The following is a 23680-nucleotide window of genomic DNA, read 5'->3' as shown; positions in this document are numbered from 1 at the left end:
AAACCCCTATCTGCGTGAGCAGGTAGGGGTTTTGTCTTTTCCGGCTCGGAAAAGTATCGCCCGTGATATGGTTTCCAGCAGAACCACCTGCCCCAGAGCGTATTCAATGGCCCGCACTACTTCACTGCACCCAGGCTTCATGATCGTCCAAGGTAATCGCCTTGATGAACTGCGTAGCTTGGTCGTGAGTGTGATGCGCCGCTACCCGCTAGCTCCGCTGGAAAACGAAATCGCCCTGGTCCAGAGCAACGGCATTGCCCAGTGGTTGAAGCTGGCTCTGGCTGAAAATCCGCAAGACGGTGATCAAGGCGGTTGTGGCATCGCAGCGGCCATTGATGTGCAACTTCCTGGCAGTTTCATGTGGCAACTTTATCGGCGTGTGCTGGGGCGCGATGAAATCCCTGAAGTGTCGTTGCTCGACAAGGCACCCTTGACCTGGCGCCTCATGCGCCTGCTCCCTGAGGTGATCGAACGCCCGTATTTCGAGCCGCTGCGCCGTTTTCTCACCGATGACAGCGATCTGCGCAAGCGCTACCAACTGGCTGAACGTCTGGCTGACCTGTTCGACCAATACCAGGTGTACCGCGCCGACTGGCTCAAGGACTGGGCTGCTGGCGATCATGTGCTCAATACCGCGCGCGGCGAGCGCAAGCCATTGGCCAGCGGCAACCGTTGGCAGGCCGAGCTTTGGCGCATCCTGCTGGAGGACGTCGGTGAAGAGGGCATGGCCCAGAGCCGCGCCGGTGTGCACCAGCGCTTCGTCGAGCGCATCAATGCTTTGCAACAAGCCCCCCAAGGCCTGCCAGCACGCCTGATCGTCTTCGGCATTTCGTCGCTGCCCGCGCAGATCCTCGAAGCTCTGGCAGGGCTCGCGAGGTTCAGCCAAGTGCTGCTGTGTGTGCACAACCCTTGCCGTCACCACTGGGGCGACATCGTTGCCGACAAAGACCTTCTGCGTCACCAGTACAAGCGTCAGCAGCGTAAACAAGGCATGCCCTTGCAACTGGACGACGAACTGTTGCACCAGCATGCCCATCCGCTATTGGCGGCCTGGGGTAAACAAGGCCGCGACTACATCAACCTGCTCGACAGCTACGATGACCCAGGGAGCTATCAAGGCGTATTCAGCGACGGTCGCATTGACTTGTTCAGCGACGCCACCCCAGGCAACCTGCTCAATCAGCTGCAGGACGATATTCTTGAACTGCGCCCGCTGGCCGAAACCCGTGAACAGTGGCCACCGGTCGACCCGACGAAAGACCGCTCGATGCGCTTCCATGTGGCCCACAGTGCCCAGCGCGAAGTTGAAATTCTCCACGATCAGTTGCTGGCCCGTTTCAGCGCCGATCCAACTCTGCGTCCGCGGGATGTCATTGTCATGCTCCCGGCCATTGATGCTTATGCCCCGCATATCCGCGCGGTTTTCGGCCAACTGGAGCGCAACGACCCGCGTTATATTCCGTTCACCCTGACCGACCAAGGCCAGCGCGGTCGCGAACCCTTGCTGATCGCCCTGGAGCACCTGCTCAAGTTGCCCGATAGCCGCTTTGCCGTGAGCGAAGTGCTTGATCTGCTGGATGTTCCCGCCTTGCGAGCCCGCTTCGCTATCCAGGAAAGCGACCTGCCGACCCTGCACCGCTGGATCGAAGGTGCAGGCATCCGTTGGGGACTGAGTGCCGAGCAGCGCGCGAGCCTCGGTTTACCCGAGGGGTTGGAGCAGAACAGTTGGCGATTCGGCCTGCGGCGGATGCTCCTGGGTTATGCCGTGGGCACTGGAGAAAGTTGCGATGGCATTGAACCTTATGACGAAATCGGCGGCCTCGATGCGGCGTTGATAGGCCCACTGGTAGCGTTGCTCGACGCCCTTGAGGTGGCCTGCCAGACGTTGTCGCAACCGGCAAGCGCCACTGATTGGGGCGAGCGCCTGCACGCCTTGCTCCAGGTCTTTTTCCTTGCCGAGGATGAACACGACGAACTCTTGCTGGCTCAGTTGCAGGACCTGCGTGATACCTGGCTGGAAACCTGCGAATCGGTCGGCCTGCACGATCCACTGCCGCTGACCGTCGTTCGCGAAGCCTGGTTGTCCGGCCTCGACCAGGGCAAGCTGTCCCAGCGCTTTCTCGCAGGTTCGGTGAACTTCTGCACCCTGATGCCCATGCGTGCGATCCCGTTCCGAGTGGTCTGCCTGCTGGGCATGAACGACGGTGACTACCCGCGCGCTCAGCCTCCGCTCGACTTCGACCTGATGGCCAGCGACTATCGCCCTGGCGATCGTTCGCGTCGCGAAGACGACCGCTACCTGCTGCTCGAAGCCTTGCTGTCAGCGCGTGATCAGTTGTACGTGAGCTGGGTAGGCCGCAGCATTCGCGATAATAGCGAGCGCCCGGCGTCGGTGTTGATCGGACAACTGCGCGATCACCTGGCCGCCGGATGGCAACTGGCAGGCGCGCAATCTGGGCTCAAGGACGATCCAGGTCAGCAATTGCTGCACGCGCTCACCCAGGAGCATCCGTTGCAGCCTTTCAGCCTGCGTTACTTCCAGAAGGGCAGCCCATTGTTCAGCTTCGCCCATGAGTGGCTCGCCCTGCATGAGGCTGATGCCGCCCACCGGACCGAGCAGCGCGCGTTGCCCCCCTACAACAGCGATGAGCCCCTGACACTGACGCAGTTGCAGGACTTTCTGCGTCATCCGGTCAGGCATTTCTTCAGCCAGCGCCTGAAAGTGTTCTTCGAGGCCTTGGAGGCTCCCACCCCCGACGAAGAGCCCTTCGTGCTCGATGCGTTGCAACGCTATGGCTTGAGCGAGCGCCTGCTCGGCGCCGCATTGGCCGATCCAGACAACGTAGAGCAGGCGCTGCAGAGCCAGGCGCGCCGCCTGCAAGCCTGTGGCTTGCTGCCCTTGGCAGGTTTCGGCGAAGCCGTTCAGGCCGAGCTGATCGAGCCGCTGCCCGACCTGCTGCAACGCCATCGACAGTTGTTGCAACGCTGGCCGGACGTGGTCGACGGCGCCCTGCCGATCCACTTCGCGCATGCCCAGCACCGGCTCGAAGGCTGGTTGGGCCGTGTGTACCAGGCCGAGGATCAAAGCCTGTTGAGCATCGACACCGTGCCTAATACCCTCAGTGCGGGGCGCAATGCCCTGAAGTGGCAACGCCTGATCCCGGCTTGGGTCATGCACCTGGCGGCCTGCGCGTCTGGGTATCCGCTGTACAGTGCATTGGTGGCCAGCGACTTGACCTTGTTGCTTGCCCCTGTGCCAATCGAGCAAGCCGCTGAACGGCTTGGCGAGTTGTTGGTGGCGCGTCAGGCGGCTATGAATGCGCCCTTGCCCGTCGCGGCCAAGACCGCTTTCGCCTGGCTTGCGCAGAGCGACCCGGATAAAGCCCTGGCCGCCGCCCAACGTGCCTATGAAGGCGATGGCCAGAACAGCTTCGGCGAGCGTGCCGAAAGCCTGGCCTTGGCCCGTCAGTATAGGGACTTCGCTGCGCTGACCCTGGACGAAACCTTCGAAGGTTGGTGCGAAACCCTGTACCGCCCCCTGTTCGCTGCCCCCTGGCAGACCCTTGGTAACCCGGAGAGTGCTCAATGAGCCAGGCCCGCCCACTGGCCCTGAGTTTTCCCTTGCACGGCAGCCAACTGATCGAGGCCAGCGCCGGCACGGGCAAGACCTTCACCATCTCGGCCCTGTACCTGCGACTGATCCTCGGGCATGGCGCAGAACAGGGTTTTGGGCGTGAATTGCTGCCGCCGCAGATCCTCGTGGTGACCTTCACCGATGCCGCCACCAAAGAGCTGCGCGAACGAATCCGCGCGCGCCTGGCCGAGGCGGCAAGGTTCTTTCGTGGTGAACTGGAGGGTGCCGATCCGCTGTTGCACCTGCTGCGTGAGGATTATCCCGCAGAGCATTGGCCGCGTTGCGCCAGCCGCCTGGAAGTCGCTGTGCAGTGGATGGACGAGGCTGCCGTTTCGACCATCCATGGCTGGTGTCAGCGCATGTTGCGCGAGCACGCCTTTGACAGCGGCAGCTTGTTCACCCAGAGCCTGGAAACCGACCATAGCGCCTTGCTCGGTCAGGTAGTACGCGACTACTGGCGGCGCTTCTGCTATGACCTGCGCGGCGAGTCCCTGGCTTGGGTACGTGACAATTGGGCGAGCCCCGATGCACTGCTACCGCGGATTCGGCCGTTGTTCGGGCGGGTACGCGAGCAGGCTGACGAACTGGCGCCACAGGTGCTGATCGAAGCCGCCTTGCGTGAGCGCGCCGAACAGTTGAACCAGCTCAAGGCGCCTTGGAGCGCTTGGGCCGATGAGCTGCAACAGATCTGCCGCGACGCGGTGGCCGCCAAACAGGTCGATGGTCGCAAGTTACAGGCTCGTTATTTCGAGCCCTGGTTCGACAAGCTGCGTACGTGGGCCGCTGACGAGGGCGCCATGGAGCTGGACCTCGGCACCGGTTTCACCCGCCTGACCCCTAGCGGCATGGCTGAAGCATGGAAGAGCGGTGAGCCGCCCGAGCATCCGGGGCTGCAGGCCATGCAAGGGCTGCCCGATCAGTTGCAGGGCCTTGCCAGTCCCGATGCGCGCTTGCTTGAGCATGCCGCCGGCTGGGTGGCCGCACGCTTCGAGATGGAGAAGCGTCGCCGCGCCGAGATGGGCTTCGATGACATGCTCCTGCGCCTGCAGCACGCATTGCGCAGCGACGCTGGCGAGCGCCTGGCCGGCCTGATTCGCGAGCAGTTCCCGGTTGCGCTGATCGATGAATTCCAGGACACCGACCCGGTGCAGTACGGCATTTTCGAGCGCATCTATCGCATCAGCGAGAACAACCCGGACACCGGCCTGTTCATGATCGGTGATCCCAAGCAGGCCATCTACGCCTTCCGCGGCGCCGACATCTTCACCTACCTGGCTGCCCGCCGCGCCACTGCCGGACGTCTGCACAGCCTGGACACCAACTACCGTTCCAGCGATGCGATGGTCAAGGCAGTCAATCGGGTTTTCATGCAGGCTGAAGTGCGCGAGGAGGGGCGCGGTGCGTTCCTGTTCCGCACATCTGGGGACAACCCGCTACCGTTCATCGAGGTGCAGGCAAAGGGGCGTGACGAACGCCTGCTGGTCGACGGCCAGCCATGCGCTGCGTTGCACTGCTGGCAACTGCCGAGCGATGAGCCGGTTTCCAGTACCGTCTACCGTCAGCGCCTGGCCGCCAGCTGCGCCAGCCATATCGCCATGTTGCTCAACGGCGGCCAGCAGGGCGTCAGTGGCTTTGCCGCAGATGACGGGGTACTTCGAGCATGCCAGCCGTCCGATATCGCCATTTTGGTCCGTGATGGCCGCGAGGCGCAGTTGGTTCGTAGCGAACTTGCGGCCCGCGATGTGCGCAGCGTGTACCTGTCCGACAAGGACTCGGTGTTCGCCGCGCAAGAGGCGCATGACCTGCTGGCTTGGCTTAAGGCCTGCGCCGAGCCTGATGCCGAACGCCTGCTCAAGGCGGCTCTGGCGAGCCTGACGCTTGACCTGCCCCTGCTGGAACTGGAGCGGCTGAGTCAGGACGAGCGGGTCTGGGAAAACTGGGTCATGGCTTTCCGCCGATACCGCGACATCTGGCAGCGCCAGGGCGTGCTGCCGATGCTGCGCCGCCTGCTGCACGACTTCCAGCTGCCGCGCAATCTAATGGGCCGTAGCGACGGCGAACGGGTGCTGACCAACCTGCTGCACCTGGCCGAGCTGTTGCAACAGGCGGCTGCTGAGCTAGATGGCGAACAAGCGCTGATCCGTCACCTCGCTGAGCACCTGGCCAACGCCGCGCAGGCCGGCGAAGAGCAGATCCTGCGCCTGGAAAGCGACGAGCAACTGGTCAAGGTGGTGACCATTCACAAGTCCAAGGGCCTCGAATACCCGTTGGTGTACCTGCCGTTCATCTGCACCAGCAAGCCGGTGGACGGCAGCCGCCTGCCGCTGGCCTGGCACGACGACGAAGGCGTTGGTCATCTCACGCTGACGCCGGACGCCGGGCAGATCGAACGCGCCGACGACGAACGCTTAGCCGAAGACCTGCGCTTGCTCTACGTGGCTCTGACCCGGGCGCAGTACGCGTGCTGGTTGGGCGTCGCCGATCTCAAGCGCGGCACCCAGCGCACCTCGCAACTGCATCGCTCGGCCTTGGGCTATCTGCTCGGGGGGGGCCAGCCGCTGGCCAGTTCCGCTCAGTTGGGCGAGTGGTTGCAGGCACTCGGCGCGGGCAGTTCGGCCATCGTCAGCATGCCGCTGCCGGAGGCGGACGAACAGCGCTACCGTATACCGCTCAGCCAGCGCGAGCTGCTGCCGGCGCGCAAGCCTCGTCGGGCCGCCGCTGAGCATTGGTGGATCGCCTCCTACAGCGCCCTGCGCGTCGGTGACCAGACCCTCATTGCCGATAGCTCCCAGGCGCAGCAACTGTTGGACGACGAACCGCTCGACAGTCAATTGCTACGCGAAGTGCCGGCCGAGGCCGGCGACATTCATCGCTTTCCCCGAGGCCCAGCGCCAGGCACCTTCCTGCACGGCCTGCTGGAGTGGGCCGGCAGCGAAGGTTTCGCCGACATCAGTGCCGACCCTGAGCGGATCGAGCGTACCGTCGGTCGGCGCTGCAACCGGCGCGACTGGACCGGCTGGATTCCTACGCTCAGCCAATGGCTCGAGCAGATGTTGGTTCAACCTATGCCCCTGGCCCAAGGCAGTCTCACCCTCGCGGGCTTGAGTCAGTACCAGATCGAAATGGAGTTCTGGTTCGCCAGCCATCAGGTCGACACCCAGCGTCTCGACCAACTGGTGGTGCGCCACACCCACGCTGGCGCGGCGCGCCCGGCCGCGCAGCCTACTCAGCTCAACGGCATGTTCAAGGGTTTCATCGACCTGGCCTTCGAGCTGGACGGACGCTATTACGTGGCCGACTACAAGTCCAACTGGCTGGGCCCCGACGTTCAGGCGTACGCTGCCTTGGCGATGGAGCAGTCGATTCTCGAGCACCGTTACGACTTGCAGTACGTGCTTTACCTGCTCGCCCTGCATCGGCAATTGCGTGCACGTTTGCCCGACTACGATTACGACCGCCATGTGGGCGGTGCCTTGTTCATTTTCCTGCGCGGTGTGAGCGCTGCGGGCCACGGGCTTTACCATGCGCGCCCGCCGCGTGCGCTGATCGAGGCTCTCGATGCGTTGTTCCGCGGTGAGCACACGCCCGACCAACAGGACTTGTTTGCCGGAGCCGCGCCATGAGCCGAAGCCTGGACGATCTGCTGCCCACCGCGTTGCAGGCCGAGCACCTCAGTGCCCTGGCGCCGTTGCAGCGCAGCCACGATCTTCTGGCGCTGCTCGACCGTTGGGTCGAGCGCGGCTGGCTGCGTGCCCTGGACCGCGCATTCGTGAGTTTTCTCGAAGAGCGCGCGCCGGGTAGCGACCCGCTGGTGCTGCTGGCGGCAGCGCTGGCCAGCCACCAACTAGGGCATGGCCATGTGTGTCTGGACGTGGCGCAGACCTTGGCCGAGCCGGATTTTGCCCTCTCGCTGCCGCCGGAGGGCGATGCCCTGGCTGGCCCCTTGTTGCTGCCCTCGCAACTGTTGGCCAGCCTGGATCTGTCCACTTGGCTGCAACGTATCGGTGCCAGCCCATTGGTGGCCAATGGCGATACCTCCGGGCACAGCGCCCGCCCGCTGGTATGCAGCGGCGAGCGCCTTTACCTACGGCGTTACTGGGCCTACGAACGGCGCATCGATGCTGCCCTGCACGCACGTCTGGCCCGTCAGCACGCGCAGCAGGACGATCTTGCCGTGCGTTTGGAGCAACTGTTCGCCAGTAATGCTGCGAGTGCCGAGGTGGACTGGCAGAAGCTCGCATGCGCCCTGGCGACCCGCGCCGGCTTCAGCGTGATTACCGGCGGCCCTGGCACCGGCAAGACCACCACCGTAGTGCGCCTGCTGGCGCTGTTGCAGGCTCCGGCCGTGGCCCAGGGCCGACCGCTGCGTATCCGCCTGGCGGCGCCCACCGGCAAGGCGGCTGCGCGCTTGACCGAGTCCATCGGCCAGCAGGTCGAGCGGCTACAGATCGGTGAGCAGGTGCGTGCGCAGATTCCTACCGACGTCAGCACGGTCCATCGCCTGCTTGGCAGTCGCCCAGGGTCGCGGCATTTTCGCCATAACATGACCAACCCGTTGCCGTTGGATGTGCTGGTGGTCGACGAAGCGTCGATGATCGACCTGGAAATGATGGCCAACCTGCTTGATGCCTTGCCACCTGCCGCGCGCCTGGTGCTGCTTGGCGACAAGGACCAGCTGGCATCGGTCGAAGCCGGCGCGGTGCTGGGTGATTTGTGCCGGGATGCCGAGGAGGGTTGCTACTGGCCACAGACGCTCGATTGGCTGGAGCAGGTGGGGGGGCAGTCGCTGGCGGCTGCGGGGCTAAGTACGGGCGTTGCTGGGCGCCATCCGCTGGCCCAGCAGATCGTCATGCTGCGCCACTCCCGCCGCTTCGGCGAGGGCAGTGGTATCGGGCAACTGGCGCGCTTGGTCAACCGCCAGCAGGCCCGTGAGGCCCGTGAACTGCTGGGCGACGCGCCGGCCGACGTGCACTGCCTGATCCTCGGCGGCGAGCACGACCGGCGTTTCGAGCGACTGCTGCTCGATGGTCTGGACCGTGGCCCGGAGGGGCCGCAAGGCTACCGCAGTTACTTGCGCGCTATTGGCCGTCTGCGCCCGCCACCTGGCACGCCTGCCGATGACCCAGGTTGGGAGCAGTGGGCCGGCGCTGTGCTGCGCAGCTTCGATGATTTTCAGCTGCTGTGCGCCGTGCGCAAGGGCCCCTGGGGCGTCGAGGGCCTGAATGAGCGCGTCGAGCGGGTGTTGCACAGCGCAGGTTTGATCGACAGCCAGCAAATTTGGTACGAAGGTCGCCCGGTACTGGTGACCCGCAACGATTACGGTCTGGGCCTGATGAACGGCGATATCGGCATCGCCCTGCGCGTGCCCGACGACCAAGGCCAGGCACTGCTGCGTGTCGCCTTTGCGCGCAATGATGGTTCTGGCGGGGTGCGGTTCGTCTTGCCCAGTCGCCTCAGTGAAGTGGAGACCGTGTTCGCCATGACCGTGCACAAGTCCCAGGGCTCGGAGTTCAGCCACACCGCGCTGGTGCTGCCGGACGCGCTCAATCCGGTGTTGACCAAGGAACTGGTGTACACCGGCATTACCCGTGCCAAGCAGTGCTTCAGCTTGATCGAGCCGCGTGCCGGGGTATTCGAAGAGGCTGTCGCGCGCAAGGTACGGCGCGTGTCGGGCTTGATGTTGGACCAGGTCGGATGATGGCACACCGCGGCAGTGTGCTATTGTTGCGGCATTATCTGGAATCCTGCTGAGAGATTTCCCCCCATGGCAGTGGCTGTCTCGGTCTTGAGACGCGTGACGCTGAGTGCGCGTTGGCTGCTGGCAACCACGCTGTTGCTGGGCAGCGGCATGGCCTGCGCCCACGATGCTGTCACCCAGGCCCAGGCGCAGCAACGGGCCAAGGCCGTGACCCAGGTGGTGTTGGGCATATTGGGCTACGCCCGCTGGCCCAGCGAACCCAACCCGTTGCGCCTTTGCCTGGTGGGCCCCACCGAATACGCCGACGACCTGATCAAGGGCAATGTGCAGAACTCCGGGCAGCCGCTGCAAGTCAGGCGCTTGCTGGCAGATGATGCCCGCGTGGCCAGTGCCTGTGATGCGCTGTACATCGGCAAGCTTGACGCCTATCAGCGTGAGCGCCTGTTCCAGAAGGTCAGCGGGCAGCCGGTGGTGAGCATCAGCGAGGCGGACGATCCATGCACCGTTGGTAGCCTGTTCTGCTTGCGGGTCGGTGACCCGCAGGTGACTTTCGAGGTCAACCTCGACTCGGTGGCGCGCAGTGGCGTGCGCATTCACCCCAGCGTGCTGCAATTGTCGCGGCGCCGGGCGGCACAGCCATGAGGCGTCAGTCTGTGCGTACCTCTCGGCCGACCTTACGTGGCGTGCTCGGGCGTGGCCATCTGAGCGTGGCGTTGCTGGCTGCCGGGCTTGCGGGGGTACTGGTGACCCTGCTAGGGGTCGCAGCGCTGCGCGTGCACGCCAACCACAACTTGCACCTGATCGCTCGGTCCATCAGCTACACCGTCGAAGCGGCCGTGGTATTCGCTGACAGCGCTGCGGCCAACGAGGCCTTGACCCTGATCGCCTCTACCGAAGAGCTGGCCGACGCCAAAGTCTACAGCCGCGACGGCACGCTGTTGGCGCATTGGTCGCGCGGCGGCGAGGGATTGATTGCGCGGTTGCAGAGCACGATGGCGGGCGTGTTGCTGGAAGAGCCGGTCAACTTGCCGGTCCAGCACATGGGGCAGGCCGTTGGCCACATCGAGCTGATTGGCCAAGGTGGCAGCCTGATGCGTTTCTTGCTCAGCGGGCTGGCGGGCGTCGTGCTGTGCATCTTGCTCAGCGCAGGCTTGGCCTCCTATCTCTCGCGCCGGGTGTTCGGCGATATCATCCGCCCGCTGCGCCATCTGGCCAGTGTCGCGCATGCCGCACGTCGCGAGCGTAGTTTCGACCGACGTGTACCGCCGACGCAGATCGCCGAGCTGAACGAGTTGGGCAACGACTTCAATGCCCTGCTTGATGAGTTGGAAGCTTGGCAAAGTCACCTGCAAAGCGAGAACGAGACCCTTGCTCACCAGGCCAGCCACGACAGTCTCACCGGGCTGCCCAATCGGCATTACTTCGAAGGCCGGCTGACCCGCAGCCTGCGCAGTGCCGCGCGTCAGCAGGAGGCGCTGGCGCTGTTGTTCCTCGACAGCGATCACTTCAAGCAGATCAATGACACCCTCGGCCATGCCGTGGGCGACGAGGTCTTGGTCAGTGTGGCCGGACGGGTGCGTGGGCAACTGCGTGACCAGGATCTGGTGGCGCGGTTGGGCGGCGACGAGTTCGCCGTGCTGCTCAGTCCGTTGCATGTGCGTGAGGATGCCGAGCGCATCGCCGAGAAAATCGTGCAGAGCATGCAGGTGCCGATTCAGTTGGCCGATGGCAGCAGCATCAGCACGTCGCTGAGCGTCGGCATCGCCTACTACCCGCAGGATGGCCAGGATCCAGCCAGCCTGCTCAATGCCGCAGATGCGGCGATGTACCAGGCCAAGCGCAAGCGCCGTGGCCAATGGCAAGCGGCGCAGCCGGAACCTTGCGCAGCAGAAGTGAAAAACAGGAGCTGAACGTTGATCGAGCGCGTTGTGCGTTTTCGTTTGCTGGCGATACTGTTGGCAATCGTGTGGGTATCTGGCTGCCAGAGCGTACCCCCCAAGGGCCTGACCGCCGAGCAGGTTGCAGTGCTCAAGCGTGAAGGTTTCGCCCCCACCGAGGAGGGCTGGGCGTTCGACTTGTCGGGCAAGGTGCTGTTTGGCAGCGATGTGGATGGTTTGAACAGCCAGAGCCAAGCCATCGTCGAGCGGATCGGCAAGGCGCTGCTGTCCGTGGACATTCAGCGTGTGCGGGTCGACGGCCATGCCGACGCCTCAGGCAAGGCGGCTTACAACCAGCAACTCTCCGAGCGCCGGGCCTGGAGTGTGGCTAAGGCGCTGGCCGGCATCGGCATGTCGGCGCAGAACATCCAGACCCGCGGTCTAGGTAGCAGCCAGCCGGTGGCGGACAACCGTACCGCTGCGGGGCGGATGGAGAATCGGCGGGTGTCGATCGTGGTGGCTTCGGACTGATACCGTCGGCGCTCAAGCTCTGCCTGTAGGCGCCAAGCCGAGCCCGTGTCAATCGTTAGCCGCGCCAGGCCCAGCAGCGAGGGCGGCTGGTCAGCCTTTGGCAACGTGCATCTTGCGCGTCTGGCCCATCAGCAGCGGGGCATTGGCCTCGGTCACCTCGCGGATGTAGTCCCACAGCAAAGTGATGCGCTTGAGCTTGCGCAAGTCCTCGCGGCAATACATCCAGAATTGCCGTGTCACTTCGATCTCCTCGGGCAGTACCGTCATCAGGCGTTCGTCCTGCGCGGCCAGGAAGCAGGGCAGGATCGCCAGTCCACGGCCTTGCAGGGCAGCAGTGTACTGGGCGATCACGCTGGTGCTGCGCAGGTGGGCCTGGGCGTTGGGGATGAGGTTGGCCAGGTACAGCAGCTCCGAGCTGAACGCTAGGTCATCGACGTAGCTGATGAACGGATGGCCGGCCAGGTCCGCCACCGAACCTATCGGCGCATGGCGGTCCAGATAGTCCTGGGTGGCGTACAGGCGCAGGCGATAGTCGCACAGCTTGCAGCACACATAAGGACCGTGTTCGGGACGCTCCAGGGCGATGACGATGTCGGCCTCGCGCTTGGACAGGCTGATGAAGTGCGGCAGTGGCAGGATATCGACCGATATCGCCGGCCAGGCATCGACGAAATGGCTGAGCTGCGGGGTGACGAAGAAGCTGCCGAAGCCCTCTGTGCAGCCCATGCGCACATGCCCTGACAGCGCCACGCCAGAGCCGGAGACTTGTTCGCAGGCCATATGCAGGGTGCTTTCGATCGACTCGGCATAGCCCAGCAGGCGTTGGCCTTCGGCGGTGAGCACGAAGCCGTTGGTGCGTGATTTTTCGAACAGCAAGGTGCCCAATGCCCCTTCCAGCGAGCTGATGCGCCGCGACACCGTGGTGTAGTCCACGGCCAGGCGCTTGGCGGCGCTGCTGGCCTTGCGGGTGCGCGCCACCTCAAGAAAAAACTTGAGGTCGTCCCAGTTCAGAGCGCCCAGGGAGGTGAGGTCTTTTTGCATGATGATCCGGTTTTTTTGTGGATTCTTGTTGGATGTTTGCACATCTATACTCGAACTCAGCCCCTGCACGCCAGCCCGTGTACGCACCGGGCGCCAGCATCATCGCAGCGACAATAATTCCAAGGAGAGCGCAGATGAACGCACCGCACACACCCCAGACCCAGGTCGAGCAGGTCAAGCTGCTGATCGACGGCCAGTGGGTCGAGTCGAAAACCACCGAATGGCGCGACATCGTCAACCCGGCCACGCAGCAGGTGCTGGCGCGGGTGCCATTCGCCACGGGCGAAGAAGTGCACGCCGCCGTAACGGCTGCCGAGCGCGCCTTCAAGACCTGGCGTGACACCCCGATTGGTGCGCGCATGCGCATCATGCTCAAGCTGCAGGCGTTGATCCGCGAGCATACCAAGCGTATCGCCGCGACCCTGAGTGCCGAGCAGGGTAAGACCCTTGCCGACGCCGAAGGCGATATCTTCCGCGGCCTTGAAGTGGTCGAGCACGCGGCCTCCATCGGCACCCTGCAAATGGGCGAATTCGCCGAGAACGTCGCCGGCGGCGTCGACACCTACACCCTGCGTCAACCCATCGGCGTGTGCGCCGGCATCACTCCGTTCAACTTTCCCGCGATGATCCCGCTGTGGATGTTCCCGATGGCCATCGTCTGCGGCAACACCTTCGTGCTCAAGCCGTCCGAGCAGGACCCGCTGTCGACCATGATGTTGGTGGAGCTGGCGCTGGAGGCCGGGGTGCCGGCCGGCGTGCTCAACGTGGTGCATGGCGGCAAGCAGGTGGTGGATGCCCTCTGCACGCACCAGGCCATCAAGGCGATCTCGTTTGTCGGCTCGACCGAAGTGGGCACCCACGTCTACAACCTGGCCAGCCAGCATGGCAAGCGCGTGCAGTCGATGATGGGGGCCAAGAACCACGCCGTGGTGCTGCCTGATGCCAACCGTACGCAAACCGTCAACGCCCTGGTCGGCGCTGCGTTCGGTGCGGCCGGTCAGCGCTGCATGGCGACCTCGGTGGCGGTGCTGGTGGGCAAGGCCCGCGAGTGGTTGCCGGATATCAAGGCGGCGGCCAGCCAACTGAAGGTCAACGCCGGTTGCGAGCCAGGTACGGATGTCGGGCCGGTGGTGTCCAAGCGTGCCAAGGAGCGTGTGCTGGGCTTGATCGAGAGCGGCATCCGGGAAGGCGCCACGCTCGAGCTCGATGGGCGCGACGTGAACGTGCCGGGTTACGAGCAGGGCAACTTCGTTGGCCCGACCCTGTTCTCGGGCGTGCGTACCGACATGCAGGTGTACACCCAGGAGATCTTCGGCCCGGTGCTGGTGACACTGGAAGTCGACACCCTCGATGAGGCCATCGCCTTGGTCAATGCCAACCCGTTTGGCAATGGCACGGGCCTGTTCACCCAGAGCGGCGCGGCGGCGCGCAAGTTCCAGAGCGAGATCGATATCGGCCAAGTGGGTATCAACATTCCGATCCCTGTACCGGTGCCGTTCTTCAGCTTCACCGGCTCGCGCGGCTCCAAGCTCGGCGACCTCGGCCCTTACGGCAAGCAGGTGGTGCAGTTCTACACTCAGACCAAGACCGTCACCGCCCGTTGGTTCGACGACGACAGCGCCGACGGCGGTGTGAACACCACCATCAGCCTGCGCTAAGGAGCTTGCCATGCGTATCGCATTCATCGGCCTGGGCAACATGGGCGCGCCCATGGCCCGCAACCTGATCAAGGCCGGGCATCAGCTGAACCTGTTCGACCTCAACCAGACGGTGCTGGCTGAGCTTGCCGAGCTGGGCGGGCAGGTCAGCGCCTCGCCCAGGGACGCTGCCGCCAGCAGCGAACTGGTGATCACCATGCTGCCAGCGGCAGCTCATGTGCGCAGCGTCTACCTGAACGAAGACGACGGTGTGCTGGCCGGCATCCGCCCAGGCACCCCGACCGTCGATTGCAGCACCATCGACCCGCAGACCGCTCGCGAGGTGTCCAAGGCCGCAGCGGCCAAGGGTGTCGACATGGGCGATGCGCCGGTCTCAGGCGGTACCGGTGGCGCGGCGGCGGGCACCTTGACCTTCATGGTCGGCGCCAGTGCCGAGCTGTTCGACACCCTCAAGCCGGTGCTGGAGCAGATGGGGCGTAACATCGTGCATTGCGGCGAGGTGGGCACCGGGCAGATCGCCAAGATCTGCAACAACCTGCTGCTGGGGATCTCGATGATCGGTGTGTCCGAGGCCATGGCCCTGGGCAATGCGCTGGGCATCGACACAAAAGTGCTGGCGGGGATCATCAACAGTTCGACCGGGCGTTGCTGGAGCTCGGACACCTACAACCCGTGGCCGGGCATCATCGAGACCGCCCCGGCTGCACGGGGGTATACCGGTGGCTTTGGTGCCGAGCTGATGCTCAAGGACCTGGGGCTGGCCACCGAGGCCGCGCGCCAAGCGCACCAGCCGGTGATTCTCGGCGCAGTGGCCCAACAGCTATACCAGGCCATGAGCCTGCGCGGTGATGGCGGCAAGGATTTCTCGGCGATCGTCGAGGGGTATCGCAAGAAAGATTGATTCATCAGGCAGGCTTGATCGCATGGCGAGTGCCGTTTCCCCTGTAACTGCGCACCTGGGGGAGCGGTATTCACCATGCGATTTTTTGCAACGCGTGAACGATGCAGGTCAGGCGAAGACGAAATACTTGCGCACGGTTTCGACTACTTCCCAGGTGCCTTTCATGCCCGGCTCGATCACGAACACATCGCCGCCCTTGAGGTGCTTGGGCTCCTCACCTTCCGGGGTGATGATGCAGTAGCCTTCGAGGAAGTGGCAGAACTCCCACTTCTCGTAGTTCACCTCGAACTTGCCAGGGGTGCAGATCCAGGTACCCATGATCTTGCTGCCGTCGGCCGACAGGTAGGCGTTGAGATTGACGGTGTGCGGCTCGCCCTCGATGCGTTTCCACTTGGTCGCGTCGACCACCGGAGTCGGACAGGTTTCGCGCAGCACAGTGATGAAATCGGACATGGCGTGGCTCCAGGCTAAAGGTTCAAAGACGCATCACCATAGGGCCAACGCCCATCGTGCAGTTGCCTGGGCTCGACGCCCAGCTGTCTGCCTGCGCTATGCCCGGATGTTGATTTCAACCGTCACGTGGGCCAGTTCCTCGTGCACGGCCAGGGCCTGGCGCACGCGGTCGGCATCGAGTGCGTCGTCGGTGGCCAGGCTCAGGATGCAGGCGTACTGGTCCTTGCCGACGCGCCACACATGCAGGTCGGTGATGCTGGCCGGCACCGGCAGTTGCGCGACCACCTCGCGGATCTCCTCGACTACTGGGGCATCCATCTCGGCGTCGAGCAGCACCCGACCGGTATCGCGCAGCAGGCCTTTGGCCCACAGCGCCACCAGTACCGCGCCCACCAGGCCCATCACCGGGTCCAGCCAACTGGCGCCCCACAGCTTGCCGGCCACCAGGGCGACAATCGCCAACACGGAGGTGGCTGCGTCGGCGATCACGTGCAGGTAGGCCGAGCGCAGGTTGAGGTCGTGATGGTGGTGGTGGTCATGGTGATGGCCGTGGTCGTGGTGATGCACGTGATCGTCGCGCAGCAGCCAGGCGCAGAGCAGGTTCACCGCCAGGCCGATCACGGCGACGAAAATCGCCTCGTCATAGTGGATCGGGCCAGGGGAGAGCAAGCGTTCGACCGACTGGAACGCCATCAGCCCGGCCACGCCGAGCAGCAACAGGGCGCTGGAGTAGCCCCCCAGGATCTCGATCTTCCAGGTGCCGAAGGCAAAGCGCGGGTCTCGTGCATAGCGCCGGGCGGCGGCGTAGGCCAGCAGTGACAAGCCCAGGGCCAGGGCATGGGAACTCATGTGCCAGCCGTCGGCGAGCAGGGCCATGGAGTTGAACAGCCAGCCCCCGGCGATCTCTGCCACCATCATCAGCGCAGTGAGCCATACGGCCAGGCGTGTCTTGCGCTCTGCGCCGAGATTGCTGGTGTGGAACTGGTGGCTGTGCTGCCAGTGGTCGGAGGTTGGCGTGCTCATGGTTTATCATGCTCCTGGAATAGCGTGAAATATACTATACCCCAGTATACCTATGGTGGTGGAAGCACAATGGCACATACCCTCAAGAGCAAGAAGCAACTGCTGACCCGCGTGCGCAAGATCAAGGGCCAGGCTGCGGCCTTGGAAACTGCACTGGAGCAGGACAAGGACTGCCTGGCGATCCTGCAGCAGATCGCCGCCGTGCGCGGCGCGGTGAACGGTTTGATGACCGAGGTGATGGAAGGGCACATCCGCGAGCATTTGGTAGCGGACGGGCTGAGCGCGCAGGCGCGTCAGGAAGAGGCGGACAAGGTGGCGTCGCTGTTGCGCTCCTACCTTAAGTAACACTCCTCTCATCGAACTGCACATCACTTGCTGATTTAGCCGGGGCCTGTGGGAGCGGTTTCAGCCGCGAACACCGGCGAAGCCGGTGCCCTGCACCGAGTCGCCTGCTTCGCGGGCAAGCCCGCTCACACAGGGGGCGCGCTAGTTTTTAGATACTGAATAAGACAGTTGCCCCTACAGGGTATACCTATACCCCCCTCCAGTACTTACGCCCACCAGTACCGCACGAAGTGGAAAAACACCGGCGCTGCGAAACACACCGAATCCATGCGGTCGAGCATACCGCCGTGGCCTTCGATCATATGCCCCCAGTCCTTGACCCCACGGTCGCGCTTGATCGCTGACATCACCAGCCCGCCGAAGAAACCCATGGCGTTGACCGTCAATGCCATCAGCGCCGCCTGCCAGAAGCTGAACGGGGTGATCCAGCACAGCATCGCGCCGATCAAGGTGGCCAGCGCTACGCCGCCGGCCAGGCCTTCGACGGTCTTGGAGGGCGACAGGTTGGGGGCCACCTTGCGCTTGCCGAACAACTTGCCGCACACGTACTGCAACACGTCGCTCAGTTGCACCACCAGGATCAGCCAGGCGATCAGCAATAGGTTGCGGCCCTCGTAGCCCGGTATGTCCAGGGTCATCAGCGCGGGCACCGACGATACGCAATACACCGCGATCATCAACCCCCATTGCACCTTGGAGGCGCGCTCCAGAAAGCGCGTGGTATCGCCGCCGAAGCTGGCGAGGATCGGCAGCAGCAGGAACAGGTAAACCGGGATGAAGATGCTGAACATCCCGTACCAGTCCATGCCGATCAGCAAGTACTGCACCGGAAGTGCCACGTAGAACGCGGCCACCAGCGCCGGGTAGTCGCTGCGCCGGGTTGGGGTGAGGGTCATGAACTCGCGCAGGGCATAGAACGACACGCCGTAGAACAGCACGATCACTCCGTACTTGCCGAACACGAACGCCAGCCCGATCACCAGCACCATCACCCACCAGGCGTTGATGCGTGCATTGAGGTTGTCGATCACTGCATGCGGTGCAGGGCCGGCGCGCCACTTGAGCAGTCGGCCGATCACGCTGGCCAGCAACAGCAGGGCGCCGATGCCGGCGAACAGGGACAAGGTGTTGTGATCCATCTCAGGCTTCCTTCGGGGCCAGGTTGAGCAGGGCCTGGCGGGCCCGTTCGAGAAACGCTTGCTTGTTTTCGTCCGCATGCAGATGCATCGGCTCGCCGAAGCTCAACGTGCACAGCAACGGCAGGGGCAGGGCGCGACCCTTGGGCATCACCCGGTTGAGGTTGGCGATCCACACCGGCACCAGCTCGACCTGCGGGTTGGCCGTGGCCAGGTGAAACAGACCGCTTTTGAACGCCAGCAGCGGCTCGTCGCCCAGGTTGCGTGTGCCTTCGGGGAAGAAGATCAGCGAATCGCCCTGGGCGAATGCATCGAGCACCGGTTGCAGCGGATTGTCCTCGGCAGCCGGGCGTTGGCGGTCGATGAGCACGGCGTTGAAGACCCGGCGGATGATGAAGTCGCGGATGCCAGGTTTGCACCAGTAGTCGGCGCCGGCCACCGGGCGGGTGTGTCGGCGCAGCGCTTCGGGCAAGGCTGCCCACAGCAGCACGAAGTCGCCATGGCTGCTGTGGTTGGCAAAGTACAGGCGCTGTACGGGTTGCGGCGTGCAGCCAAGCCACAGGGCGCGGGCCCCAGTGATCAGGCGGGCGGCAGAGGTGATGATGATGGCAGTCAGACGGGCGAGCATGGCATCGGTCTTATCCGGTGAAGGGGAGGGTAAGTATCAGCAGGACCTGCATGGCCAGGCATGAGGCCTGGCGCCGCAGCAGGGCCAGCGCGCCCTGGCTTCGCGCCGGCCAGTCGCGGGCGTCGCTGGGGCTGGGCTTGAGGTGCAACTGGTGCAGGGCAAGGTCCAGAGCCTGGGTGTCGGCAGGCAGGTTGGCGCTCGTGGCCAGGTGGGCGAACAGCTCGGCGTCCAGTGCGACACGCACGGCCCAGTACTTGTGGGCCAGGCCGAGTGCCATCAGCAGTAGGCACAGTGTCCTGGGCAGCGCGGGCAGTGCTGCGCCGAACAACGGCGCCAGGCTGCACGCCAGGGCCAGCAGGGTGATGCCGTCCGACAGGCGCTCCAACTGGCGGCCACGGGCTAGCAGGCTGGCGATCACGTGCAAGGTCATGGGCGGCGCTCCAGTCGTTGCAGTGCCTGTCGGTGTGCCGGATGCAGCACGATGCCGGGCCGAGCCTTGCGGATCAGCGTCTGGGCCGCGATGGCATCGGCGCAGCGACCGCTGACCAGCAGCCAGGCGGCCACTGCGCAGGCGCTGCGCGAATAGCCCAGGGCGCAGCAGACCAGGACCGTGCCGTGTTGACGCAGGTGTTCAATCGCCTCGGCGGCCTGTTGCAGGGTTGGCTGATCGGGGGCGATCAGGTCCAGCGATGGTAGGCACAGGTAGTGCGTAAGGGGTGGCGCGGGCAGTTCCGCGTTCATATCGACCATTCCCGCGAACGCCGAAGCCTCAGCGCGTCCAGGAATTCGGCCCAGAAACACGCCATCGCACACCTCATCGGGTTGCGGCCGGCGCCACGTCCATAGCCGCGAGTTGATCCAGGCACCCAGCAAATATGGCCCTAGCAGCCCAAGCGCCGCAACTGACAGGCGCCCATCGGCGCCTTTCTGGAATCCGCCTGCCCCAAGCAGTGCGTAGTTCAACGCCACCAGCAGCAGCGAAAGCGCCGGCCACAGCAACCACAGTGCGGCATGCCCGAACGCCAAGCCCAGCAGGGCGAGTAGCAGTGCCCCCAGCGTATAGCACGCGGCCAACCGCCAACGCTTCGGATCGTGCGCGAGCCGGGCCTGTTGCCAAGGCAGTGGCCCCTCATGCGGCCACAGCCACACACAGGCCAGCCCTGCCAGGGCGCCGGTCGGCACATCGATGAAGTGATGCTGCCAGGTGGTCAGCACCGATACGCCGATCAACCCCATCCAGCCATGCACCAGCCAGCGCAACACGGGTTGGCGGGTGTGCCGTGCGAACATCGTCCAGATGATCACCAGCAGCGCGATATGCAGCGATGGCGCTTGGTTGAAGGGCTTGTCGAAGCCCATCAGCACATCGAACAGCCAACCGAACAGCCCGGTCAACTCCGGTCGCTCGAAGGTGAAGCGCAACGGCCACAGCACAAAGCAACTCACGCTGATGACCTGTGCGCTGAGCAGCGCCAGCGCATGCCGGTCCATTTCCCGATGTGTCAGCGGTAGCAGGAACGACAGCCCGTACAGCAGGTCGATGGACCAGTACGGGATGATTGTCCATGGCCACAGTGGCATCTGCCGTTCCCAGGCGAACACCAGGCTACCGACATCGTCGCGGCTTGCCGTATAGCTGTTACTCAAGCCGTAGCTGAGAAAGAACAACGGCCCGAGCAGCAACAGCCAGAGCACGCCCCGGCGTATCAACCCGGCTTCACGGACCATCAGCGTACCCGCTGGGCCAGGCTGACGCTGAAGATGCCCCATTCGTCGATGCGCTGGGCGATCTTGCGAAAGCCTGCCGCCTCGACCAACTGGTCCATCTCCGCCTGGCTGCGTCGACGCATCACCCAGGCCTGGCCGCCGCGATGGCTGGTGAGGGCGCGGGCGATCATCTCCAATTGCGGGTGCCAGGGCTGGCCGGTGTAGACCAGGTAGCCGCCGTCCTCTACGGCATCGGCCAGGCCAGCCAGGGAATTGCCGACCTGTTCGTTGCTCGGGAACAGTTCGTAGAGGCCGGATACCACGGCGAGGGTGGGGCGTGGGTCGAGGCTGGCCAGGCTGTGGCGGTCGAAGGCATCGCCCTGGACGAAGCGGGCCACGTCGGCCAGGCCTTTTTCTTCGATCAGCGCGTTGCCTTGCTGTACGTTCAGCTCGCTGTAGTCGCGCAGCAGGATCGAATCGGGCAGTTGCTCCAGGCCTTGCAGCGCTTCGAGGATGTAGCGCCCATGGCCAGCGGCGATGTCGACGATGCGCACTGGGCGCTGCTGCTCGTGCAGGCGTGCGATGGCCACGCGCAGCAGTTCCTCGACGTTCAGTTTGCGCTGGCGGATGCCGCGCCAGCCGATGGCGTCGAGGTAGTGGCGGTCGATCAATTCGCCCACGCGGCCTTTGCCGGTGGCTGTATTGCGGTAGACGTAGTCGAGGGTCGAGCCTGAATCGAAACCGGTGTCGAAGCCCAGCTTCACCCCTTCCGAAAGCCCTTTACCCAGTTGCAGGCTGGCGCGGTTCGCGCGCCAGTAGAGGTCACGCAGCGAGTTGCGTGGTAGCGCGGCGGCCAGGCTCTCGGCTTCGGCGCAGCTGGCGCCGCTCTTGTCGGCATCCAGCAGCGAGGGTGCCGGGAGTGGCGAGGCGAAGCAGTGCTCGACGAAACGCTCGATACGCCGTAAGGCATGGGCGCGGTCACGCTCGCCCAGGGTGTCGTGGAAGAACCCTGGCAGGGTGTGCAGCTCTTTACGTGCGCTGCCCAGGCGCTCGAAGAAACGCTCCTGCGGGCCGCGTTCGACCACGAAGTCCGAGCCCGAGACCAGCAGTTGCGTCGGCACCTGGATCGCCTGGGCGTCGGCCACCACGCGGTCGGCAGCTTCGTACAGGCCGAGCAGCATGGTCACTGAGATCGGCCGGCTGATCAGCGGATCGGCCAGGTATGACATGACCCGCTCCGGGTCGTGGGTCAGCAAGCGTGGCTTGACGTAGCTGTTGACGAAGAAGTTGCCGCGCAGGGCCTTGAGCAGCTTCAGCCCCGGACGGGCGAAGGGCACGTAAAGCTTGACCTTGAACGCAGGCGAGGCGAGCACCAGGCAGCGCACTTTCGGTGCGTAGTCGTGGGCCCAGGTGGCGATCAGCACTGCCCCAACGCTTTGCGCCAGCACCACCATGTCGGCTTCGGCGATGCCGTGTCGGTCTTGCAGGTGCTCAATGAAGGTCTGCACGTCGCGCACGCTGGTGGCAAAGCTTGGGCTGTCGCCGCGAGCACCAGGCGATTGGCCGTGCCCGCGGGCGTCCCAGGCGAAGAAGTCATAGCCGGGCATGTCCAGTTCGTCGGCCAGGTGCGCCATGCGCCCGCCGTGTTCGTGACCGCGATGGAACATCACCAGCGCCCGGCGCGGCTGGTGTTCGTTGCGCGTGGCAGGCCAGTGACGGTAGTGCAGCTCGACCCCGTCATGGGTGGAGAAATGCAGCGATTGCGCTTGGCGCATGGCGAATATCCTTGTCCGACGGCGGGAGGCTCAGCGGGTTTCGGCCAGACCCTGGCGAACCCGGTTGTACAGGGTATAGAGCGAGAGCAGCAGGATGACCAGCAACAGGCTGTTGAGCCAGGTGGCGCTCAGCAGGCCACAGGCGACCCCGGTGCCGAGCACGCCGAACGCGAACGCCCGGTCGCTCTTGCCCATTGGCCCGTCATAGCGTCGCGAGGCCCCGGCCAACGGGCCCATGACTCCGGCGTATTCGGTTATCAGCGCGAGCAGCACCACCAGCACCACCAGCGCTGGCCAAACCCCCGGCAGCAGGGCGAAGGGCAGGTACAGGGCGGCGTCGGCGATCACGTCGCACAGCTCGTTGAGGTAGGCGCCCAGCTTCGATTGCTGGCCGAACTCGCGGGCGAGCATGCCATCGACGGCGTTCAGCGCCATGCGTAGCAGCATCCACACCGGGATCAGGATGAACATCCAGGTCACATGCGGCAGCCAGGCCAGCAACAGGCCAATGGCGATGGAGATCACCGCGGCGACGACGGTGACCTGGTTGGCGGTGACGCCGCGTTCATGCAGGCGCTTGACGCCGGGGCGCAACAGCGCCTGGAAACGCGGTTTGAGCTGGTAGATCGATGGCACGTGGAACTCCATTTCAGGGTGCGGCGAAGTGGATTGTGGGGAATCCGTTGGGTCGGCGGCAAGCCTGAGAGTTCCTACATGTGAAACGGACGATGCTTGCGCCAAAATGCACAATGTCCGGCTTGTCGCTGCGGGTGTGTGTAGTGTGTATTTGGCTTTCTTTTTGATCATGCCCCGACGATCAATGGAGACAGACCATGAAATTCCCTGTTGTGCTGCACAAGGACGCAGATTCGGACTACGGCGTGACCGTGCCCGATGTACCGGGTTGCTTCTCGACTGGTGCTACCGTGTCGCAGGCGCTGGAGAACGTTCACGAAGCGCTGGCCTTGCATTTTGAAGGGCTGGTGGCTGACGACGAGCCATTGCCGCAGGCCGAGGAGGTCGACGTGCATGTGGCCAATCCCGACTACGCCGGGGGTGTTTGGGCGGTGGTGGATTTCGACGTCACGCCGTACCTGGGTAAGGCGGTGCGCTTCAATGCCACGTGGCCGGAGAACCTGTTGCAGCGTATCGACGAGAAGGTCAAGCGCGACCACCGTTACGTTTCGCGCTCCGGGTTCCTCGCGTCAGCCGCGCTGCGTGAATTGGCGCTGGCACACTGAGCGAGCGCGGCGTTGCAGGCTGGCTCTAGCGC

At 64.3% G+C, this 23680-nt stretch carries 19 protein-coding genes; 10 read left to right on the top strand and 9 right to left on the bottom strand.

Annotated features, from left to right (window positions below; translation table 11 throughout):
- Positions 1 to 106 precede the first annotated feature (106 nt).
- The 6 genes from recC (at position 107) to FEM01_RS09120 (ending at position 11740) form a co-directional block, all read left to right on the top strand.
- Positions 107 to 3589 (top strand): exodeoxyribonuclease V subunit gamma, encoded by a 3483-nt coding sequence (recC, locus tag FEM01_RS09145; RefSeq protein ID WP_138219099.1) that lies wholly within the window; start codon positions 107 to 109, stop codon positions 3587 to 3589.
- Positions 3586 to 7257 carry an exodeoxyribonuclease V subunit beta gene (gene recB / locus FEM01_RS09140; RefSeq protein WP_138219098.1) on the top strand — a complete coding sequence of 1224 codons (3672 nt, stop codon included), beginning with the start codon at positions 3586 to 3588 and terminating at the stop codon, positions 7255 to 7257. The genes recC and recB overlap by 4 nt, the downstream gene beginning before the upstream one ends.
- Entirely contained in the window at positions 7254 to 9332 is a 2079-nt protein-coding gene (gene recD, locus FEM01_RS09135) for an exodeoxyribonuclease V subunit alpha (RefSeq protein WP_138219097.1), read from the top strand. Before recB ends, recD begins: the two co-directional genes overlap by 4 nt.
- Before the next feature lie 66 nt (positions 9333 to 9398).
- On the top strand, positions 9399 to 9974 hold the full coding sequence (locus tag FEM01_RS09130) for a YfiR family protein (protein ID WP_138219096.1): 576 nt from the start codon (positions 9399 to 9401) through the stop codon (positions 9972 to 9974).
- Complete coding sequence (locus FEM01_RS09125; RefSeq protein ID WP_138219095.1) at positions 9971 to 11242, top strand: diguanylate cyclase domain-containing protein; 1272 nt, start codon at positions 9971 to 9973, stop codon at positions 11240 to 11242. The genes FEM01_RS09130 and FEM01_RS09125 overlap by 4 nt, the downstream gene beginning before the upstream one ends.
- Positions 11243 to 11248: 6 nt before the next feature.
- Positions 11249 to 11740: an OmpA family protein gene (locus FEM01_RS09120; protein ID WP_138219121.1), complete on the top strand. Its 492-nt coding sequence runs from the start codon at positions 11249 to 11251 to the stop codon at positions 11738 to 11740.
- A 90-nt stretch (positions 11741 to 11830) separates the two neighbouring features.
- Here FEM01_RS09120 and FEM01_RS09115 read toward each other — a convergent pair whose 3' ends face one another.
- Positions 11831 to 12781, bottom strand: a complete 951-nt coding sequence (locus FEM01_RS09115; protein WP_138219094.1) for a LysR family transcriptional regulator — start codon at positions 12779 to 12781, stop codon at positions 11831 to 11833.
- A gap of 134 nt (positions 12782 to 12915) precedes the next feature.
- Here FEM01_RS09115 and FEM01_RS09110 point away from each other — a divergent pair, with 134 nt between their 5' ends.
- A complete protein-coding gene (locus FEM01_RS09110; RefSeq protein WP_138219093.1) occupies positions 12916 to 14439 on the top strand; it encodes a CoA-acylating methylmalonate-semialdehyde dehydrogenase in 1524 nt (507 codons plus the stop codon).
- 10 nt (positions 14440 to 14449) lie between these two features.
- Complete coding sequence (gene mmsB, locus FEM01_RS09105; RefSeq protein WP_138219092.1) at positions 14450 to 15340, top strand: 3-hydroxyisobutyrate dehydrogenase; 891 nt, start codon at positions 14450 to 14452, stop codon at positions 15338 to 15340.
- Positions 15341 to 15448: 108 nt separating this feature from the next.
- Here the strand turns inward: mmsB and FEM01_RS09100 are convergent, their stop codons facing one another.
- Together FEM01_RS09100 and dmeF are read right to left on the bottom strand one after the other, a co-directional pair.
- On the bottom strand, positions 15449 to 15793 hold the full coding sequence (locus FEM01_RS09100) for a cupin domain-containing protein (RefSeq protein ID WP_138219091.1): 345 nt from the start codon (positions 15791 to 15793) through the stop codon (positions 15449 to 15451).
- Between the two features lie 96 nt (positions 15794 to 15889).
- Positions 15890 to 16816: a CDF family Co(II)/Ni(II) efflux transporter DmeF gene (dmeF, locus tag FEM01_RS09095; RefSeq protein ID WP_138219090.1), complete on the bottom strand. Its 927-nt coding sequence runs from the start codon at positions 16814 to 16816 to the stop codon at positions 15890 to 15892.
- A gap of 69 nt (positions 16817 to 16885) precedes the next feature.
- Between dmeF and FEM01_RS09090 the strand changes: the two genes are divergently transcribed.
- A complete protein-coding gene (locus tag FEM01_RS09090; RefSeq protein ID WP_138219089.1) occupies positions 16886 to 17161 on the top strand; it encodes a metal/formaldehyde-sensitive transcriptional repressor in 276 nt (91 codons plus the stop codon).
- A gap of 206 nt (positions 17162 to 17367) precedes the next feature.
- On the opposite strand, the gene FEM01_RS09080 is transcribed toward FEM01_RS09090, so the two are convergent.
- Genes FEM01_RS09080 through FEM01_RS09055 form a run of 6 tightly spaced genes read right to left on the bottom strand, consistent with a single transcriptional unit; the run spans position 17368 to position 23043 of the window.
- Entirely contained in the window at positions 17368 to 18300 is a 933-nt protein-coding gene (locus FEM01_RS09080; RefSeq protein ID WP_138219087.1) for a phosphatidate cytidylyltransferase, read from the bottom strand.
- A gap of 1 nt (position 18301) precedes the next feature.
- Positions 18302 to 18925, bottom strand: a complete 624-nt coding sequence (locus FEM01_RS09075; protein WP_138219086.1) for a lysophospholipid acyltransferase family protein — start codon at positions 18923 to 18925, stop codon at positions 18302 to 18304.
- Between the two features lie 10 nt (positions 18926 to 18935).
- Positions 18936 to 19355, bottom strand: a complete 420-nt coding sequence (locus FEM01_RS09070; protein WP_138219085.1) for a hypothetical protein — start codon at positions 19353 to 19355, stop codon at positions 18936 to 18938.
- Positions 19352 to 20653 (bottom strand): phosphatase PAP2/dual specificity phosphatase family protein, encoded by a 1302-nt coding sequence (locus FEM01_RS09065; RefSeq protein WP_138219084.1) that lies wholly within the window; start codon positions 20651 to 20653, stop codon positions 19352 to 19354. Before FEM01_RS09065 ends, FEM01_RS09070 begins: the two co-directional genes overlap by 4 nt.
- Positions 20653 to 22407: a bifunctional alpha/beta hydrolase/class I SAM-dependent methyltransferase gene (locus FEM01_RS09060; RefSeq protein ID WP_138219083.1), complete on the bottom strand. Its 1755-nt coding sequence runs from the start codon at positions 22405 to 22407 to the stop codon at positions 20653 to 20655. The genes FEM01_RS09065 and FEM01_RS09060 overlap by 1 nt, the downstream gene beginning before the upstream one ends.
- Positions 22408 to 22437: 30 nt before the next feature.
- Entirely contained in the window at positions 22438 to 23043 is a 606-nt protein-coding gene (locus tag FEM01_RS09055) for a CDP-alcohol phosphatidyltransferase family protein (RefSeq protein WP_138219082.1), read from the bottom strand.
- A gap of 197 nt (positions 23044 to 23240) precedes the next feature.
- Here FEM01_RS09055 and FEM01_RS09050 point away from each other — a divergent pair, with 197 nt between their 5' ends.
- Positions 23241 to 23648 carry a type II toxin-antitoxin system HicB family antitoxin gene (locus FEM01_RS09050; protein ID WP_138219081.1) on the top strand — a complete coding sequence of 136 codons (408 nt, stop codon included), beginning with the start codon at positions 23241 to 23243 and terminating at the stop codon, positions 23646 to 23648.
- Positions 23649 to 23680: the final 32 nt, after the last annotated feature.

The sequence above is a fragment of the Pseudomonas mosselii genome, from assembly GCF_005796105.1.
Taxonomy (GTDB): Bacteria; Pseudomonadota; Gammaproteobacteria; order Pseudomonadales; family Pseudomonadaceae; genus Aquipseudomonas; species Aquipseudomonas mosselii_C.
The sequence above is the reverse complement of the archived record's forward strand: the minus strand, read 5'-3'. Positions and strand labels throughout refer to the sequence as shown.